The 15,009-nt window shown below is 62.3% G+C and carries 16 protein-coding genes; 4 read left to right on the top strand and 12 right to left on the bottom strand.

Features of this window, described 5'->3' with window-relative positions:
- Nucleotides 1-19: 19 nt before the first annotated feature.
- The 7 genes from AB5Y95_RS20570 to queF form a co-directional block, all read right to left on the bottom strand.
- Complete coding sequence (locus AB5Y95_RS20570) at nt 20-460, bottom strand: hypothetical protein (RefSeq protein WP_005303511.1); 441 nt, start codon at nt 458-460, stop codon at nt 20-22.
- Between the two features lie 121 nt (nt 461-581).
- Complete coding sequence (locus AB5Y95_RS20575; RefSeq protein WP_211051652.1) at nt 582-1,589, bottom strand: isocitrate dehydrogenase; 1,008 nt, start codon at nt 1,587-1,589, stop codon at nt 582-584.
- A 146-nt stretch (nt 1,590-1,735) separates the two neighbouring features.
- Nucleotides 1,736-2,539, bottom strand: a complete 804-nt coding sequence (gene xni, locus AB5Y95_RS20580; RefSeq protein ID WP_368161942.1) for a flap endonuclease Xni — start codon at nt 2,537-2,539, stop codon at nt 1,736-1,738.
- 129 nt (nt 2,540-2,668) lie between these two features.
- The gene (ppnN, locus tag AB5Y95_RS20585; protein ID WP_005303505.1) at nt 2,669-4,024 is read right to left on the bottom strand and encodes a nucleotide 5'-monophosphate nucleosidase PpnN; all 1,356 of its coding nucleotides are present in this window, start codon (nt 4,022-4,024) and stop codon (nt 2,669-2,671) included.
- A 150-nt stretch (nt 4,025-4,174) separates the two neighbouring features.
- Entirely contained in the window at nt 4,175-5,782 is a 1,608-nt protein-coding gene (locus AB5Y95_RS20590; RefSeq protein WP_010634795.1) for a diguanylate cyclase, read from the bottom strand.
- A gap of 90 nt (nt 5,783-5,872) precedes the next feature.
- Entirely contained in the window at nt 5,873-8,143 is a 2,271-nt protein-coding gene (locus tag AB5Y95_RS20595) for a hypothetical protein (RefSeq protein ID WP_017781874.1), read from the bottom strand.
- 137 nt (nt 8,144-8,280) lie between these two features.
- Nucleotides 8,281-9,129: an NADPH-dependent 7-cyano-7-deazaguanine reductase QueF gene (gene queF, locus AB5Y95_RS20600; protein ID WP_368161943.1), complete on the bottom strand. Its 849-nt coding sequence runs from the start codon at nt 9,127-9,129 to the stop codon at nt 8,281-8,283.
- A gap of 158 nt (nt 9,130-9,287) precedes the next feature.
- Here queF and syd point away from each other — a divergent pair, with 158 nt between their 5' ends.
- The gene (gene syd, locus AB5Y95_RS20605) at nt 9,288-9,836 is read left to right on the top strand and encodes a SecY-interacting protein (protein ID WP_005303496.1); all 549 of its coding nucleotides are present in this window, start codon (nt 9,288-9,290) and stop codon (nt 9,834-9,836) included.
- Between the two features lie 69 nt (nt 9,837-9,905).
- Here the strand turns inward: syd and AB5Y95_RS20610 are convergent, their stop codons facing one another.
- The 5 genes from AB5Y95_RS20610 to AB5Y95_RS20630 all read right to left on the bottom strand — a co-directional run bounded on the left by AB5Y95_RS20610 (nt 9,906) and on the right by AB5Y95_RS20630 (nt 12,769).
- Entirely contained in the window at nt 9,906-10,691 is a 786-nt protein-coding gene (locus tag AB5Y95_RS20610) for a Zn-ribbon-containing protein (RefSeq protein WP_043171955.1), read from the bottom strand.
- 3 nt (nt 10,692-10,694) lie between these two features.
- Nucleotides 10,695-10,991 (bottom strand): DNA-binding protein, encoded by a 297-nt coding sequence (locus AB5Y95_RS20615; RefSeq protein ID WP_005303492.1) that lies wholly within the window; start codon nt 10,989-10,991, stop codon nt 10,695-10,697.
- Between the two features lie 88 nt (nt 10,992-11,079).
- Nucleotides 11,080-11,316 carry a DUF2789 domain-containing protein gene (locus AB5Y95_RS20620; protein WP_005303490.1) on the bottom strand — a complete coding sequence of 79 codons (237 nt, stop codon included), beginning with the start codon at nt 11,314-11,316 and terminating at the stop codon, nt 11,080-11,082.
- 57 nt (nt 11,317-11,373) lie between these two features.
- Nucleotides 11,374-11,673, bottom strand: coding sequence for a DUF3301 domain-containing protein (locus tag AB5Y95_RS20625; RefSeq protein WP_201988772.1), 300 nt, complete (start codon nt 11,671-11,673; stop codon nt 11,374-11,376).
- Between the two features lie 67 nt (nt 11,674-11,740).
- The gene (locus tag AB5Y95_RS20630) at nt 11,741-12,769 is read right to left on the bottom strand and encodes a DUF3549 family protein (protein ID WP_368161944.1); all 1,029 of its coding nucleotides are present in this window, start codon (nt 12,767-12,769) and stop codon (nt 11,741-11,743) included.
- A gap of 221 nt (nt 12,770-12,990) precedes the next feature.
- Here AB5Y95_RS20630 and AB5Y95_RS20635 point away from each other — a divergent pair, with 221 nt between their 5' ends.
- The 3 genes from AB5Y95_RS20635 to AB5Y95_RS20645 all read left to right on the top strand — a co-directional run bounded on the left by AB5Y95_RS20635 (nt 12,991) and on the right by AB5Y95_RS20645 (nt 14,661).
- Nucleotides 12,991-13,326, top strand: coding sequence for a YqcC family protein (locus tag AB5Y95_RS20635; protein ID WP_005303485.1), 336 nt, complete (start codon nt 12,991-12,993; stop codon nt 13,324-13,326).
- Nucleotides 13,323-14,150 carry a tRNA pseudouridine(65) synthase TruC gene (gene truC / locus AB5Y95_RS20640; RefSeq protein WP_368161945.1) on the top strand — a complete coding sequence of 276 codons (828 nt, stop codon included), beginning with the start codon at nt 13,323-13,325 and terminating at the stop codon, nt 14,148-14,150. The genes AB5Y95_RS20635 and truC overlap by 4 nt, the downstream gene beginning before the upstream one ends.
- Nucleotides 14,151-14,220: 70 nt before the next feature.
- Nucleotides 14,221-14,661 carry a flavodoxin gene (locus AB5Y95_RS20645; protein ID WP_368161946.1) on the top strand — a complete coding sequence of 147 codons (441 nt, stop codon included), beginning with the start codon at nt 14,221-14,223 and terminating at the stop codon, nt 14,659-14,661.
- Nucleotides 14,662-15,009: the final 348 nt, after the last annotated feature.

The raw sequence follows: 15,009 nt of genomic DNA on the forward strand, positions 1-15,009 counted from the left end.
CTTTTTATTCGGCTTGCGTTCAGAAGCGATAGTCAAAACGCAGCGAGGATTCGCCATCGGTAAGCTTGAGCTCGATGTCGAGCGGTATGGTGCGATCGGTCGGGCTGAACTCCAGCTTGACGCCGTTGCTGCGCAGCTTGAGAGAGGTGTTCATGCCGGCGGTCTTGAACTTGATCCTGGGCTTGTGCTGCTCAAAGGAGAGGCTGACGCTCTTCTCGGCGGTCAGGTTGAGCTTCTGATAGGGAGTGACCTGACTGTTGCCGTTGCTGTCGGTGACGACATCCATCCCGAAGGAGAGGGGTTTGGGGGCCTTGAGCAGGTCATTGGTATCCAGGGTGGATTGCCAGACCTGGCTGGCCGGCTGGGTGGATGGCGGCAGCTGGGGCCAGGCATTCTCGACCGGTCTGTCTATTGCCATGACATTGCTGCTGATGAGCAACAGGGTAACGATAGCGCGCATAATGGATCTCCTTATCCCTTATCTATTGAACATAGTAGCCAATCGACAAAGGGGGGAACGCGCCGTGAGATAAAACAAAGGGAGCCGAAGCTCCCTTTTTAAATCAACAAGTTGGCACCAATTACAAACGTTCGATGATGGATTGGGTGAACTCGCTGGTGGAGGCGCTGCCCCCAAGATCCCGGGTCACCCGGTCGCCGGATTCGATGGTGGCGCGCACCGCTTCGCGAATGCGCTCGGCCTTCTCCTGCATGCCCAGATACTCCAGCATCTGGATGGAGGCGAGGATCACCGAGGTGGGGTTGGCGATGTTCTTGCCGGCGATGTCCGGGGCAGAGCCGTGCACCGCTTCGAAGATGGCGGCGCCATCACCGATGTTGGCACCCGGTGCCATGCCGAGGCCACCGACCAGACCGGCGCACAGATCCGACAGAATGTCGCCGAACAGGTTGGTAGTGACCATGACGTCGAAGCGCTCCGGGTACATCACCAGGTTCATGCAGGCGGCATCGACGATCATCTCTTCGCTCTGGATGTCCGGGTAGCGGCTGGCCACCTCACGGGCCACTTCCAGGAACAGACCGGAGGTGGACTTGAGGATGTTGGCCTTGTGGATGATGGTGACCTTTCTGCGCCCTTCCTGACGGGCCAGCTCGAAGGCGAACTTGACGATGCGCTCGGCCCCTTCGCGGGTGATGATGCTCATCGCCTCCGCGCTCTGGTTGTCATCGCTGCGCTTCTGACCGGCACCCGAGTACATGCCTTCGGTGTTTTCACGCACTGTGATGATGTCGATGTTGTCGTAACGGCTGCGGGTGCCCTTGAAGGAGAGCACGGGACGCACGTTGGCGTAGAGGTTGAACTTCTTGCGCAGGGAGACGTTGATGGAGGTGAAACCGCCACCGACCGGGGTGGTGAGGGGGCCCTTCAGGGTGACCTTGTTCTTCTCAATCAGGTCGAGTGTGGCCTGGGGCAGCAGCTCGCCGTGTTTCTCCAGCGCCACCAGACCGGCGTCGGCGTATTCGTATTCGAAGTCACAACCGGCGTGGGTCAGGATCTGGATGGCGGATTCGATGATGCTGGGGCCGATGCCGTCGCCCGGGATGACGGTAATTTTTCTTTTTGACATGAGACGTATCCACTTCTAGGGAACAGAGGGGGAGGATTCGGCGGTTTTATACCATTTCTCCACCTAACCCTCCATGTTTCTTTACATTCTATCTGTTTTTGTCAACAGCGAGAGTGAGTCCGGTCATGCTTGGCGAGATAGCGTCATCAGACATCCGGGGCGGGCGGATAACGGATCTCCCGCAGGTTGAAGCCAAGGGGGATGTCCCGCTGCAGCCGTACCAGTCGCTGGGCCAGCAGGGCCTCATCCTGGTGCTGGCGCAGCTTGAGCAAAGGCTTGGCGGCGTCCTCCTGCTGGCAGGCGGTCAGCATGGCCGCGAGATCGCCGTATTGTTGCAGCAGCTGGGTGGCGGTCTTGGGGCCGATGCCGGGCACCCCCTTGATGTTGGAGCCACCGATGCCGGTCAGGGCCCAGAAGTCCACCAGCTGGGCCGGGGTCACCCCGTATTGCTGCTCGACGAAGGCGGCATCCAGCCAGCGCTTGTTGAAGTAGTCGCGGATCCGGATCTGCGGGCAGATGAGCTGGCAGAACCCCTTGTCGGTGGAGATGATGGTGGCGCTGGCACCGTGCTGGGCAATGCCGTTGGCCAGGGTGGCGATGAGATCGTCCGCCTCGTCGGTCTGGGAGAGCAGGGCATCGACGCCGCACTCCCAGAAGGCATCCTGCAGCTCGTTCAAGCCTTCGCGCAGCTCGGCCGGCATGGGGGTTCGTCCCTCCTTGTAGGCGGGATAGACCTCCTTGCGCCAGCTGTGCACCTCGCCATCGAACACCGCAATGACGTGGGTCGGCTCGCTGCCGGCCAGCAGCTTGCGGCAGGTATTGATGAGGTTGGCACGGGTGGCGATCAACGCCTGGGCCGGAGTCAGCGCCTGCTGAGCCTGCACCGCGTGCAGCCGGCGGATGAGGTTGAGGGCATCGATGATGAGCAGGTGTGGCCTTGGGTTTGACATGGGGCACTCTTGGCAGTCGGAACGCCCCATTGTAACAAACCAGCGGGCTCAATGGGGGATTGATGGCCTAAGGGCAGGCAGCAACAAAAAAGGGGCGCCATGCGCCCCTCGTTTCATCTGTGCTGCCCGTCAGCGCACGATTTCGTAGCAGGGCACATACTGGCTGCCCGGCAGCTTCATGCGCTGCTGTTTGACGAAGCTCTCCAGCAGCTTGTCCATCAGGTGCATCAGCTCCTTGTCGCCATGGATCTTGAAAGGACCCTTCTTCTCGATGGCGCGGATGCCCCCTTCCTTGACGTTGCCAGCGACGATGCCGGAGAAGGCACGGCGCAGGTTGGCCGCCAGCAGCTGGGGCGGCTGGTTGCGGTGCAGATCCAGGCTGGCCATGTTGGCGTGATCCGGCTCGAACGGCAGCTGGAACTCCGGCTCGATCTTGAGGGACCAGTTGAAGGAGTAGGCATCCCCTACCGATTTGCGGTATTCGCGGATCTTCGGCATCGCCTCCTTCATTACCCGGGCCACCTCGGGGGCATCGCCGATGATGATTCGGTAGAGGCTGGTGGCCGCCTCGCCCAGGGTCGCCTTGACGAAGTCATCGATGGCGCGGAAGTAGTCGGCACTCTCTTTCGGGCCGGTCAGCACGATGGGCATGGGTTGCCGCTCGTTGGCCGGGTGCATCATGATGCCGAGCAGGTAGAGCAGCTCCTCGGCGGTGCCGACCCCGCCCGGGAAGATGATGATGCCGTGGCCGAGACGCACGAAGGCCTCCAGCCGCTTCTCGATGTCCGGCAGGATCACCAGCTCGTTGACGATGGGGTTGGGCGGCTCGGCGGCGATGATGGAAGGCTCGGTGAGGCCGATGTAACGGCCATTGCGCACCCGCTGCTTGGCGTGGCCGACGGCGGCCCCCTTCATCGGGCCCTCCATGGCGCCCGGGCCACAGCCGGTACAGATGTTGAGCTCGCGCAGCCCCAGCTCGCTGCCCACCGCACGGGTGTACTGGTACTCGATCTCGTTGATGGAGTGGCCGCCCCAGCAGACCACCAGGTTGGGGTCGGCGCCGGGCAGGATCGCCTTGGCGTTGCGCAGGATGGCGAACACCACGTTGGAGATGTGGGTGGAGCTGGTGAGGTTGACCAGCCGGTTCGACTCCAGCTGGGTCGACACATAGAGGATGTCGCGCAGCACGGAGAAGAGGTGTTCCTGAATGCCGCGGATGATCTCGCCATCGACGAAGGCGTGTTCGGGGGCGTTGAACAGCTCGAGCTTGACCCCGCGCTCACGCCGGATCACATGAATATCAAAGGATTTGAAGCGCTCCAGTATCTCTTTGGAGCTGTCGGTATGGCTGCCGGAGTTGAGTACCGCCAGCGAGCAGTTGCGAAACAGTTGATAGATATCGCTGGAGGCGGTTTGCTTGAGGCGGTCCACCTCGAGCTGGGACAGCAAGTCCATGCTGCCGACTGGATTGATGTGCGTAATCATATGTTCCCCTTTCACTCGCTTGTTATCGTTGTGCTTTTCCCTGGGGAGAAAACGGGATGCCCTGTGGCATCCCTTGAATTTGATAGTAGTTGCAAGCGGTGGGGCAGGGGAATAGGGGGAAAGTGCGTTTGCTGCTTTTTTAGGCGCTCGTCAGGCCAGATTCACCTGATCCCGCCCCGAGTGCTTGGAGCTGTAAAGCGCCTTGTCGGCCCGCTCGAACGCATCCGTGGTGTGGTCCCCCTCCCTGAACAGGGTGGCGCCGATGGAGATGGTGATCTCGACCCTGGCATCCCGAAAGCGGAACGGAATGCTCTTGATGGTCTGGCGCAAGGTTTCCAGCGGTTTCTGATACTTGTCCGGGTTGATGTTCGGCAGCAACACCACGAACTCCTCGCCGCCGAAGCGGGCGATGAAGTCGGTGTCGCGCAGGGCCCCCTGCAGCGCCTTGGCCACTACCTTCAACGCCTTGTCGCCGGCCATGTGGCCGTAGTTGTCGTTGATGTTCTTGAAGTGGTCGATGTCGATGATGGCCAGGCACAGCGGGGTGCCGTAGCGCAGCCAGCGCTTGTATTCGAGCTCGAGCCGCTCGTCGAGGGCCGCCCGGTTGTGCACCTGGGTCAGGCTGTCGAGGAACAGCTTGTGTTTCTGGATGGTGAGCCGCTTCTTGTACTCGGCGGTCTCCTCCTTCATCAGTCGCAGTTTAGCCTCCATGGTGGAGAGCCGGGTCAGCAGGTGGCGTTCGCGGGCGGCCATGGCTTCCCTGTCCTGCAGCAGCAGGCTGATGGCGCCCATGTGGCCGGAGATGGCCTCCTTGAGGTCGCCCAGGGTGTCATGGCTGGCCAGGGTATGGTCGATGGCTTTCAGCTCCTGGTCGATGGCCTTGCGGGTATCCAGAGTGGCACTTTGCAGGGCCCGCCCCTCGTCGAGGGATTCGGTGAAGCTGAAGTGGACGGCCGAGAGGCTCTCGTTGAGGGTGCTGAGAAACGCCTGGGAGGCTTTGCGTTCCTCGCGGGTGCCCTCGATGATGAGCTCGATCACCTGCAGGCAGATCTCGGCCAGCAGGGGAGGGGTGATGCCATTGAGCAACTGGCGGCGAATGTCCGCCAGGCTCTCGCCCACCGCACCGGCAAAGTCGAGCTCGGTGATGAGCCGCTGCAGCTCGTCGGCGATGTGGGCGTGGATCTTGACGTCAAAGGGGGCATCCGGCTCGGGGGCTGCCAGATCGGTGACCACCTCAGGCTGACTGTTCTGGGCCAGCAGGGGCTGGCTGGGCAACAGCTGGATCTTGATGGCCTGCTGGTAGAACTCCAGCAGCCGGATCACCTTCTTCTGGTGATCGCCGATGCCATAGCCATCCGGGCTCGCCAGAAACTCCTTGAGGGATTTGCGGGTATCTTCCGGGAAGCCCTTGATCGCCTTGAGTTGTTTGGAACCGAGTTCGATGGCGGACTTGGTCAGGGAGATGGACTCTTCCAGCGCGTTGCCGTGCTGCTGCAGCAGCTTCTCGATGATGGCGAGATCGGCGTCGAGGGAGGAGAGCGGCGGGTTGCCGTCGAGTTTCTGCTTGAGCTTGGCTAGCTTGTTGTCCAGCTCCCGGTCATGACCGCGGCAGGCCTGCATCAGCTTGGCGATGAACTGGATGCTGCGGGCGCGCTCGGTATCGGAGAAGGAGACAATGCCGTCCAGCTCCAGCTGTTTTTGCTGAAGGGATTCCCTGAGTCTGGCCAGTTGTCCGGCTACGGCAGCGATATCATTCATTATTCAGGTCGCCCTGTTGTCATTATCGTTGTTGTGTTGGATAGCAACAGCGGTCGAACCCAGTTCCAGACCCAGTTGATTATCTATTCGTCACTGATCAACCGGCACTCTCTTCCGTGAAAGTTGAAGCCAATTAACCCATTGCTTTTCATGAGAAGAATTTACTTTTACCAGTCCCTTGTCAATTGCCATCAAGCAGCATTGCCACACATCCCCATTAAAAAATGCGGCCTGCTGGCAATCGATGGCAGCCAGCTCCAACCAGACGCTTTGCTGGGATTTTTCACTGAGCTGAATGGCTCCTGCCAGCGCCAGATAGCAGAGGTCGAACAGCCCGTGATGATCGAGGGCGGTGGCCGCCTTGGGCAGGAAGGGGTGGCTGACGATGCCGAGGCTGATGTGGCGATCGAGCGGATGCTGGCAAGGGAACTCGGCCAGTGCGGCGAGCAGCTCGCGGGCCAGCCGGTGCAGATCCTCCACATGACGCTGGGGCACCACATAGAGCAGATGACCCTCGCGCAGGTCGTAGATGCGACCATCCTGCGGGGTGAGGCCGTTGACGTAGGCACCGAAGGCCTGTTCTATCTCGCGGCTCACCTGATAGCCGTGCTGCTCCAGGCTGTTGACCAGGAAGGGGACCCGAAACAGCAGGTAGTGCAGCTTGTCGTCAAATTCGCTGCTGGGCAGCTCGCTCAGATACCAGCGCTCGGAGCGCTGCTGGCGCTTGGCCATCTCCCGCGGCCAGCGGCTCATCAGTCGCTGCCAGTTGGCCAGCCCGGTGCGTGGCTCGAGCAGCAGCGCCTCGCCCAGCTGCTTGCCCTGCAGGCGGGCGACCCGCAACTTGAGCCAGAGGGTGAAGAAGAGGTAGATGAACAGGGTCAGCAGCAGGCCGGTTATCACGCTCGACCAGAGGTAGCGATCCTGTTGATGCTTGCTGGTGCTGAGTTGCTGCTCCAGCTCCTTGATCTGCTGTTCACGCTCCACCTGGGCGTAGTTGTCGCGGATCGCCTCTTGCTCCAGATCGACCTGCTGCTGGCGGACCTGCTCGCTGCGCTGGTGGAAGTTTTTGTAGCTCTCCAGCGCCTGTTGCAGATAGCCCTTCTGCTCGTAGGCGGCCGAGAGCAGACGGAAGATCTCGAACTGGCGCTGGGTGTCGCCGATCTGGTTGGCCAGCGCCAGCGCGTTCTCCAACTGCAGGATGGCGATGCCCGCCTCCTTCTGCTTGAGGTGCAGCTCGCCCAGCAGCAGCAGGGTGTCGATCAGCGGCTCCTTGTCATCCCCCAGCTCGTGGGACTGGCGGGCCGCGGTGAGGTAGTTGCGGGCCAGGGTCAGGTTGCCGGTTTCCAGATAGGTTTTGCCGATTTCGTACTTGAGGTTGGCGATGCGGGTGCGGTTGTTGCCCTCGTCCAGCAGGTCCAGGGCGTTGAAGAAGTAGACCAGCGCCATGTTCATCTCGCCCTGCTCCCGGTTGAGGCGGGCCAGCACGATGAGGGCGTCGCTCAGCAGGGAGGGATTGCCGAGGGCGTGGAAGTAGTTGGCTGCCTCATTGGCATATTGCAGCGCCTTCTGCGGCTCCTGCTCCTCTTCATAGAGGTTCACTATCTGGTTCGACAGCAGGCCGAGGAAGAGGGGATCCTGCAGGCCCCTGGCCTGCTGCTGGGCGTCGATGTAGTCGCCCAGCGAGAGCTGCGGCTGCTTGAGGGCGTGGTAGAGATCGCCGCTCACCGCGCTGACCCAGGCGCTGGCCAGCGGGTTCTTGGTCTGATCCGCCCAGCGGCGGGCTTCGGCCAGCTGGCGTTTGGCCTCGTCGAACTGGTGCGCCTCTATGCTGGCATTGGTGCGCAACAGCCGGCTGTAAACCTGCAGCTGGCTCTCTTTCAGGCTGGGGGTGCTGAGCAGGGTCTCCAGCTGACCGAGCAGGCCGCTGCTGGCACCGTGGGAGCGTTCCAGCAGGTTCTGGCTGCGGATCTTGAGGTAGAGGCCGTGGGCCTGCAACTCCAGCTGCTGCTCCTTGGCCGCCATGGCGATGCCCTGATCGAGGGACTTCTGGGCGGCCTGGAACTGGCCCAGTTGCAGCAGGCACTCCCCCTTGAGCAGGTGGGCGCCGGTGGCCTGGGCGGCGGTGCCATAGCTCAACAGCGGCTCACGGTAGCCGTACTCCTGGCGATTGCTGATGATTTGCTTGGGATTATTGGCCGTGCGCGCAAGGAAGGCGGAGGTGATCTGCACGCATCTGGCAGGATCGGTCAGCACCAGGGTCTGGGCCTGTTGCAGATCGATGGACAACTGCTCCTTGGCCAGATCCAGATCAGGAGCGGACAGGGAGGACATCATCATTGCCAGAAAAAACAGTTGATTCATTGGATTAAGGGCAGCACGGGAGTGAGGGCATGTTATCCAAGCCCGCCCCCGTGCGTCCAGAGTTTACTGACAGATTGCGCGCCAGCCCCGTTATCCGGGCGCTGGCGGCGCAGAGCGGCGGGGGCTGGGCCTGCGGATTATTGCCGGATCAGGCGCAGGTTGGCCGGCACCACTTCCCAGTCGCTGCGAAACGGGTTGATGTCCAGGCCGCCGCGGCGGGTGTAGCGGGCGTAGACGGTCAGCTGGCTCGGTGCGCAGAAGTGCTTGAGATCGGTGAAGATCCGTTCGATGCACTGCTCGTGGAACTCGTTGTGCTGGCGAAACGAGATGAGGTAGCGCAGCAGTTTTTCCCGGTCCAGCTGCGGGCCGCGATAGTGGATCACCACGGAGCCCCAGTCCGGCTGGCTGGTCACCAGGCAGTTGGACTTGAGCAGGTGGCTGTGCAGGGTCTCCTCCACCTCCAGGCTGCCGGCCGCGCCTTGCAGCAGGTCGGCATCGAACTCGTAGCGGTCCACCTCGATATCCTGCTCGTCGATGCACTCGCCCGGCAGGGCGGCAATGTGGTGCGGAGCCTGGGCCAGCGGGAACAGGGTGACGCTCACATCGCTGCCGGCACAGGCGCTCAAATCCTTGACCAGCATGGCCTGCACCGCGTCCAGCGAGTCGCAGCGGGTCTGGTTGAAGGAGTTGAGATAGAGCTTGAACGACTTGGATTCGATGAGGTTCGCGCTGGTGGCAGGCACCGAGACCTCGCCGACGGCGACCATGGGCTTGCCTTTGGCATTGAGCCAGGAGAGCTCGTACAGGGTCCAGACGTCGCAGCCCTGGAACGGCAGCTCGCCGCCAAGACCAAGGTCGTCGCGGTTCAGACTGCGGGGCACCGGCTGCAGCAGGGCCGGGGTGTACTGGCTGATGTAGGCCGATTGCTGGCCCAGGCTCAGCCCCTGCAGGGCGCTGGCGCCGGCGTATCTATCTTGTTTGCTCATCTGTGTGACTCGAACGTTGAATGGGCGATGGCAGAGGCATGGGCCCCGCTTGGGGTGGCAAGGCGGGGAGTGCCGGCTGGCGATCCGCGCTTCACCTTGTCTGCTCATGGCTTTGATGGTGCAATAGTGGACTTTGGCAGCAATTGTGGGGAATTTCGATGTCGGATCAAGTCTTGTCTGCCCTGGAACACTTTTTTTTGCGCTGGCAGCGCGACGGCGAGGTGAGGCGAGGGCTGCCCCTGTGCGAGTGGGAGGCGGACTGGCGCTCCCCCTGCGAGCTGGATGAGCCCAAGGAGGGCCGGGTCGCCTGGCGCCCGCATCGGCGCGCCGAGCCCGCCGATTTCACGGCGATGAACGAGGCGCTCGAGCTGACCCTGCACCCGGCCGCGCAGGCCCTGTTTGGTGGCTGGTTCAGCCGCCCTGTGCCCTGTCTCTACAAGGGGCTGCGGCTCGAGTTTGTGCTGCCCTGGAACGAGGCGGATCTCGACCTGCTCAAGGAGAACCTCATCGGCCACCTGCTGATGCTGCGCAAGTTGAAGCGCTCACCCTCTTTGTTCATCGCCACCACCCGCAACGAGATGACGCTGGTATCGCTCGACAACGAGAGTGGTCAGGTGTGGCTGGAGTGGCTCGACTCGGGCCGCCGATTGGTGCTGGCGCCTTCTCTGCCCGCGTTCCTGGAGCGGCTGGAGACCCTGCCGCAATAAGCGGCGTCAGCCACAATGAAAAACGCCTTGCCGACCGGCAAGGCGTTTTTGTCTGGTTCACCGCCGGGCTCAGTCCTTGAAATCCCAGGAGAGGTTGGCGACCAGCCGGCAGGGATCGCACTTGAAGTCGAAGATCTCGTGCAAGGGCTCGGCCAGCGCCCACTCGCCACCGCAGCCCGGGCAGAGGCGGGCCTTCTCCTCGGCCGCACTGCGGCCGCCCACCCGGTAGAGGTAGTAGTAGGTGGGGATGCCGGTGAGGGCTTCCAGCCGCTTGCCGAGATCGCTGCCACGGCGCTGGAGGCGGCTGCCCACCTCACCGATTTCGTGCAGCGCCGCATGTTCGGCGATGGAGCCGTTCATCTGCAGCTGATCGCACGCCTCCCAATCCTCCTGCCACTTGATGATCTGCTTGTGGTCGCCGTTGGCAACGGCCGGCAGCCGATAGAGTGGGATGGGGGCGAAGTGATCGCCGCAGCGCAGCGGCGAGCAGGTGTGCAGGAAGCTGGTATAGAGCAGCATCCAGCTGGGGCGCTCGCCATCATGGCCGCAAGGGTCGGTGCTGTCGGAGAGCAGGTCCGCCCCCTGCAGGTGGAGTTTGGGGGCGAGCAGCCCGGCCTGGTGCAGGCCTTGCTCCGCCAGCTTGACCTGCTCGCTCTGATTGTCGGGGTGCAGGCTGTCCTGCTCCGGGCAGACCACCCGGCTGACGAAGTAGCCCTCGTGCATGCTGGTGGGAAACTCCCGGCCGAGGATCTGGCCCTGGTAGCGCAGCATGTCGAGGTAGTTGACGATGGCCCGCTCGGCCTCGCCCAGCGAGGTGTCACGGTAGCACTCAAAGCAGAGTTCGAGGATGTACATGGCTCACGACTTCCCCTGCTGGAGCAGCAGCTCGGTCAACCGATCCACTTTGCGTTCGAGACGCTCGAGCCGTTCGGCAAGCTGCAGCAGGGTGGGCTCGGCGGCGGGAGCGGGGGCTTCCTGCGCCGGGCTTGCGACTTCCGGGGCGGCTGCGGGTTGCTGCTTCCACTGACTCAGCACTTTGAGCAGCTCGGCCATGGGAACGGGCTGGCCGAGGCGGGCCTTGACCATGGCGGTGGTGGGGGCGATGCCCTTGGCCGCCAGTTCATTGGCGATGCGGATGATCTCTTGGGCTGACATGAGTGCTCCTGCACGGCATGGGGATATTGGGGCTGGACGGGGCACAGAGCTTAACCAAAGCGCGGGAGACTGAAAAGCGGGAAGCGGGTCAATCGTGCCGGCGCAGCAGTACGTCCAGCTCGTCGATGGTTTCCGACCAGTCCGAATCGTTCCACAGGGCATCGCGCAGAAAATTGGCCTGGGCGCTGGTCCAGAAGGGGGCTTCCGGCAGCAGGGTCTGGTTGTCGAGGCGGTGCTCGTGAATGAAGCGGTGCAGGCTCAGCTCGTCGTTGGCCAGCCCCAGCTGGGCAAACAGGGCGGCCAGATCGTGGGTCAGGAACTCCATCTCATCTCTCCGAAAAGACATTCCAGAACAGTATAGGCTCGCCCCGAGGCGGGAGATTTACAGGCTGGGTACCCGATGTGGCGGGAGGTCAACGCCGACCACCTGCAGCCCCTGCATGCGCAGTTGCCCCAGGTAGTGGCTCTCGCCATCGCTGGAAAATTCGAACTCGTAATAGGTGAGCAGGCGCAGCGGCTGGTGGGCCAGCGCCCGGTGGCTGCGTGCCAGCGACAGCAGTTGCAGTTCGTGATGCTGGCAGTAGCGGCGCATGTATTGCCAGGCGAGTTCGGCCTGGCGCCGCTGGTGCCAGAAGGCACCTGCACCCAGGGTCAGCAGCAAGATGGCGAGCACTTCACCCATCGCGGGCTCCTTTTGCGGTGTGTCCGTGTCGGGTGGCGCCCCGCCAGGGGGCGGGGCGCCGCTATCATCAGGCCGAGGCGAACAGGCGGCCGATGGCCTGGCCCAGGGCGTCGCTGCGCTCGGGGTCGCGTAGTCTGGCCAGCATATCATTGCGCAGGGCCGTCAGGGTCACCAGTTCGGCAAATACCTGATTGAAGAACTGGGTCGGCTGCAGGGCCAGCTGCTCCAGGAACAGGCTGAGCAGGGCGGCATCCTTCAGATCGGGCCAGAGCCGGCCGGCGATGGCCAGCAGCAGGGCCGGGCTCGGCTGGGTTTGCAGCAGGGTCAGCAGCTTGTTGGTGCGCATGCTGCTGCCGTTGCTGGAGGCCAGCGCCCGACACAGGTAGGCCAGGGTCTCGGCGTTGGGCTCGGCGCACTCCTGCTCCTTGCCGATGCGCTCGAACAGGGCGCCCTGTACGGCCGGCGGCAGCGGGGCGTTCTCCAGGCTCTGGCAGAGGGCATAGAGCGGCTCTTGCGGCAGCTTCGGCAGCGCCTTGCACACCAGCGCCAGGTTGCGCTCATCCTGCAGCCGCTCCGCCAGATCGGCAAAGCCCTGTACGCCGAGGGTCTGCCACCCCTCGGGAGAGGGAGCGGACAGGTAGTGGCAGAGCCCGTCGTAATAGGCGGACGGGGCCTGCTCCAGCTGGCGGGCAAGCTTGGCGTGCAGGCTGGCCATCTTGGCTTCGGCCGGGCGGAAGGTGTAGGGATTCTCGGCCAGCCGCTGGGCCTTCTCCTCATCGAGCTCGCCGGTCAGCTTGTAGCCCAGGGTCTCCACCACCTGATCCATGAAGTGTTTGGGGCCGCTCGAGATGAGCAGACCGCGCTCGTCGAGAGCAAACTTGAGGAACCAGAGGTAGTGGCGCGACTCGGCCGGCTGGAAGAAATGGACGCCGAGCCAGGCGTGCTGCTGCAGGGGCCAGGGGTAGGGCTCCTGCTGCTGTTCGATGCGCACGAAGGTGTCGCTCGCCAGCGGCCGCACCTGGCGGCCCATGTCGAACAGCTGAAACTGGGTATCGGCCTGGGTCAGAAAGTCAGTCAGAGTATTGATGGTGGACATGAGGTGATCCGGCTAAGGGTGATGCGGGCCGATTATAAGGCGCTGGCACAAGATAGCCAGCGGGGAGGCGTGTTGCGGCCGGCGGCGACCCGTACGGATGGCCGCCGGGGGCATGGCAGAGAACGGGGGGGAGGGTGTATAGTAGCGCCCTTTTTTGCAAAGCCCGGTTTGCTGTTGACTGAACTGCGAACCGGGGACGTGGTGATGAGGAAGAGAGCGCAATGAATCAATATCTGCTGGTAGCCGGCCTGCTGGGCGAACTGACCGCCGAACTGCAACGTCTGGAACGTTGGCAAGCGACCCATCCGGGGGAAGAGGCTCTGGCCAGCGAGCTGCCGTTTTGCGTCGATACCCTGAGCTTCGATCAGTGGCTGCAGTTCGTGCTGATCCCGCGCATGGAGCAGCTGGTGCTGCTGCAGGCGCCGCTGCCCAGCAGCGTCTCTCTCTATCCCATGGCCAGTGAAGTCTACAAGGAAGAGCTGGCCGAGGTCGAAGCCCTGCTGCGCCTGATCGCCCGCTTCGATCTGCTGCTCTCCGGCAAAGTGGTCGAACAATGATGAGCGAGCAGACCCCGGGTCATCAGAAGAAAAAGCAGACGGATGGCGGTTCCGATGCTTGCACCACTCAAGACGACGGCGAGATGAAGCTGACCCTGCTCTACCAGGATGACTGGCTGGTGGCGGTCAACAAGCCCTCCGGTCTGCTGGTGCATCGCAGCTGGCTCGACAAGGCCGAAACCCGTTTTGCCATGCAGATGACCCGGGATCTCATCGGCGGTCGTCACGTCTATCCGGTACATCGGCTGGACAGACCTACCTCGGGGGTGCTGCTGTTTGCCCTCGATCCTGCCGTGGCCCGTACCCTGACCGAGGCCTTTGCCGCCCGTCAGGTCCACAAGGAGTATCTGGCGTTGGTGCGAGGCTGGGCTCCGGAGCAGGGGGTGATCGACTACCCCCTCAAGGAGCAGCTGGACAAGATCGCCGATGCCATGAGCGACCCGGATCGTCCGGCCCAGGAGGCGGTGACCGCGTTTCGTCGCCTGCATCAGGTCGAGTTGCCCCATGCGGTTTCCAAGAAACACCCCACCAGTCGCTACAGCCTGGTCCGCCTGTTCCCCAAGACCGGTCGCAAGCATCAGCTGCGCCGTCACCTCGATCATCTGTTCCACCCCATCGTCGGTGACACCACCCACGGCGATGGCCGCCACAACCGCTTCTTTCGCGAGCACTATGGTTGCGATCGCCTGCTGCTGGTGGCACGCACCCTCAGCTTCCAGCATCCGGTGCTGAAGGTGCCGATGCGCATCCAGGCCCCGTTGGGGTCGCACGTGCTGCAGCTGTTTGCCGCACTGGGCTGGCCTGCCAGCGAGAGCGACTACTGAGGCGTTCGGGGTGTTGCCTGACTCAGCGCTGTGGCATGCTGGGCATCCATGCTGGTCAAAGGGGGTCGTGATGGCGCAGATAGATATAGTGGTGGGAACCGTGTACGGCGCGGCAATGCTGGTGGCCGAGACGCTGGCGGCGCGGCTGGAACAGGCGGGGCACGGCTGTCGGGTGTTCGAGGAGGCAGAGCTGGAAGATCTGGATGCGAGTCGATTCTTGCTGGTCATCACCGCCACCACCGGCCAGGGTGACATTCCGCCCAATCTGCAACCACTGGCTACAGCTCTGACTGATCGGGCGCCCTATATGAAAGGGTGGTGTTATGCCCTCATCGCCATGGGGGACAGCAGCTATGAGCACTTCTGCGGCGCCGGTCGCCACCTCGATGGACTGCTGCAGGAGCTTGGCGCCAGCCCTCTGCTGCCCCGCCTGGAAATAGATGCCACCGTCGACGATGAACCGGAAAAAGTGGCGCTGGCCTGGCTCAATGACTGGCTAAATAAACTCTAGCGACCACTCTTTTTCATCACTTATAGATCCCCGTTCAGTCCGTCTGGCGGGGATATTTATTTTGTGGGGCAGGCCAGTCTCAACTGGCCATATTTGCCCGCTATTTCTCCGGTTATTTTTCAAGCCGTTCCTTGTTTGCTCAGTGATTTATTTCGGCGCCAGCTGACATGCCGTAAATTTAAAAGTTCCCCATTGAAAGCGATTTCAGTCATGTTTTTGTCATCAATTTGAATATTTATCACTTAATCTTCGAAGCGAATTAATTGTTGGTAGCGGTTTCATGGTGGATCTTTTTGCATTTCAACCATAGTGAATAGTGAGTTATTGCATAAATTTACAGTTATCCAT

This window comes from Aeromonas sp. R5-3 (genome assembly GCF_040908225.1).
GTDB lineage: Bacteria > Pseudomonadota > Gammaproteobacteria > Enterobacterales > Aeromonadaceae > Aeromonas > Aeromonas dhakensis.

Coding starts and splice junctions, on each gene's coding strand:
- AB5Y95_RS20630 (WP_368161944.1), bottom strand. CDS start 12,769: ATGTCCACCATCAATACTCTGACTGACTTTCTGACCCAGGCCGATACC.
- AB5Y95_RS20635 (WP_005303485.1), top strand. CDS start 12,991: ATGAATCAATATCTGCTGGTAGCCGGCCTGCTGGGCGAACTGACCGCC.
- AB5Y95_RS20575 (WP_211051652.1), bottom strand. CDS start 1,589: ATGTCAAAAAGAAAAATTACCGTCATCCCGGGCGACGGCATCGGCCCC.
- AB5Y95_RS20625 (WP_201988772.1), bottom strand. CDS start 11,673: ATGGGTGAAGTGCTCGCCATCTTGCTGCTGACCCTGGGTGCAGGTGCC.
- AB5Y95_RS20595 (WP_017781874.1), bottom strand. CDS start 8,143: ATGAATCAACTGTTTTTTCTGGCAATGATGATGTCCTCCCTGTCCGCT.
- xni (WP_368161942.1), bottom strand. CDS start 2,539: ATGTCAAACCCAAGGCCACACCTGCTCATCATCGATGCCCTCAACCTC.
- ppnN (WP_005303505.1), bottom strand. CDS start 4,024: ATGATTACGCACATCAATCCAGTCGGCAGCATGGACTTGCTGTCCCAG.
- queF (WP_368161943.1), bottom strand. CDS start 9,129: ATGAGCAAACAAGATAGATACGCCGGCGCCAGCGCCCTGCAGGGGCTG.
- AB5Y95_RS20590 (WP_010634795.1), bottom strand. CDS start 5,782: ATGAATGATATCGCTGCCGTAGCCGGACAACTGGCCAGACTCAGGGAA.
- AB5Y95_RS20570 (WP_005303511.1), bottom strand. CDS start 460: ATGCGCGCTATCGTTACCCTGTTGCTCATCAGCAGCAATGTCATGGCA.
- AB5Y95_RS20615 (WP_005303492.1), bottom strand. CDS start 10,991: ATGTCAGCCCAAGAGATCATCCGCATCGCCAATGAACTGGCGGCCAAG.
- AB5Y95_RS20620 (WP_005303490.1), bottom strand. CDS start 11,316: ATGGAGTTCCTGACCCACGATCTGGCCGCCCTGTTTGCCCAGCTGGGG.
- truC (WP_368161945.1), top strand. CDS start 13,323: ATGATGAGCGAGCAGACCCCGGGTCATCAGAAGAAAAAGCAGACGGAT.
- AB5Y95_RS20610 (WP_043171955.1), bottom strand. CDS start 10,691: ATGTACATCCTCGAACTCTGCTTTGAGTGCTACCGTGACACCTCGCTG.
- syd (WP_005303496.1), top strand. CDS start 9,288: ATGTCGGATCAAGTCTTGTCTGCCCTGGAACACTTTTTTTTGCGCTGG.
- AB5Y95_RS20645 (WP_368161946.1), top strand. CDS start 14,221: ATGGCGCAGATAGATATAGTGGTGGGAACCGTGTACGGCGCGGCAATG.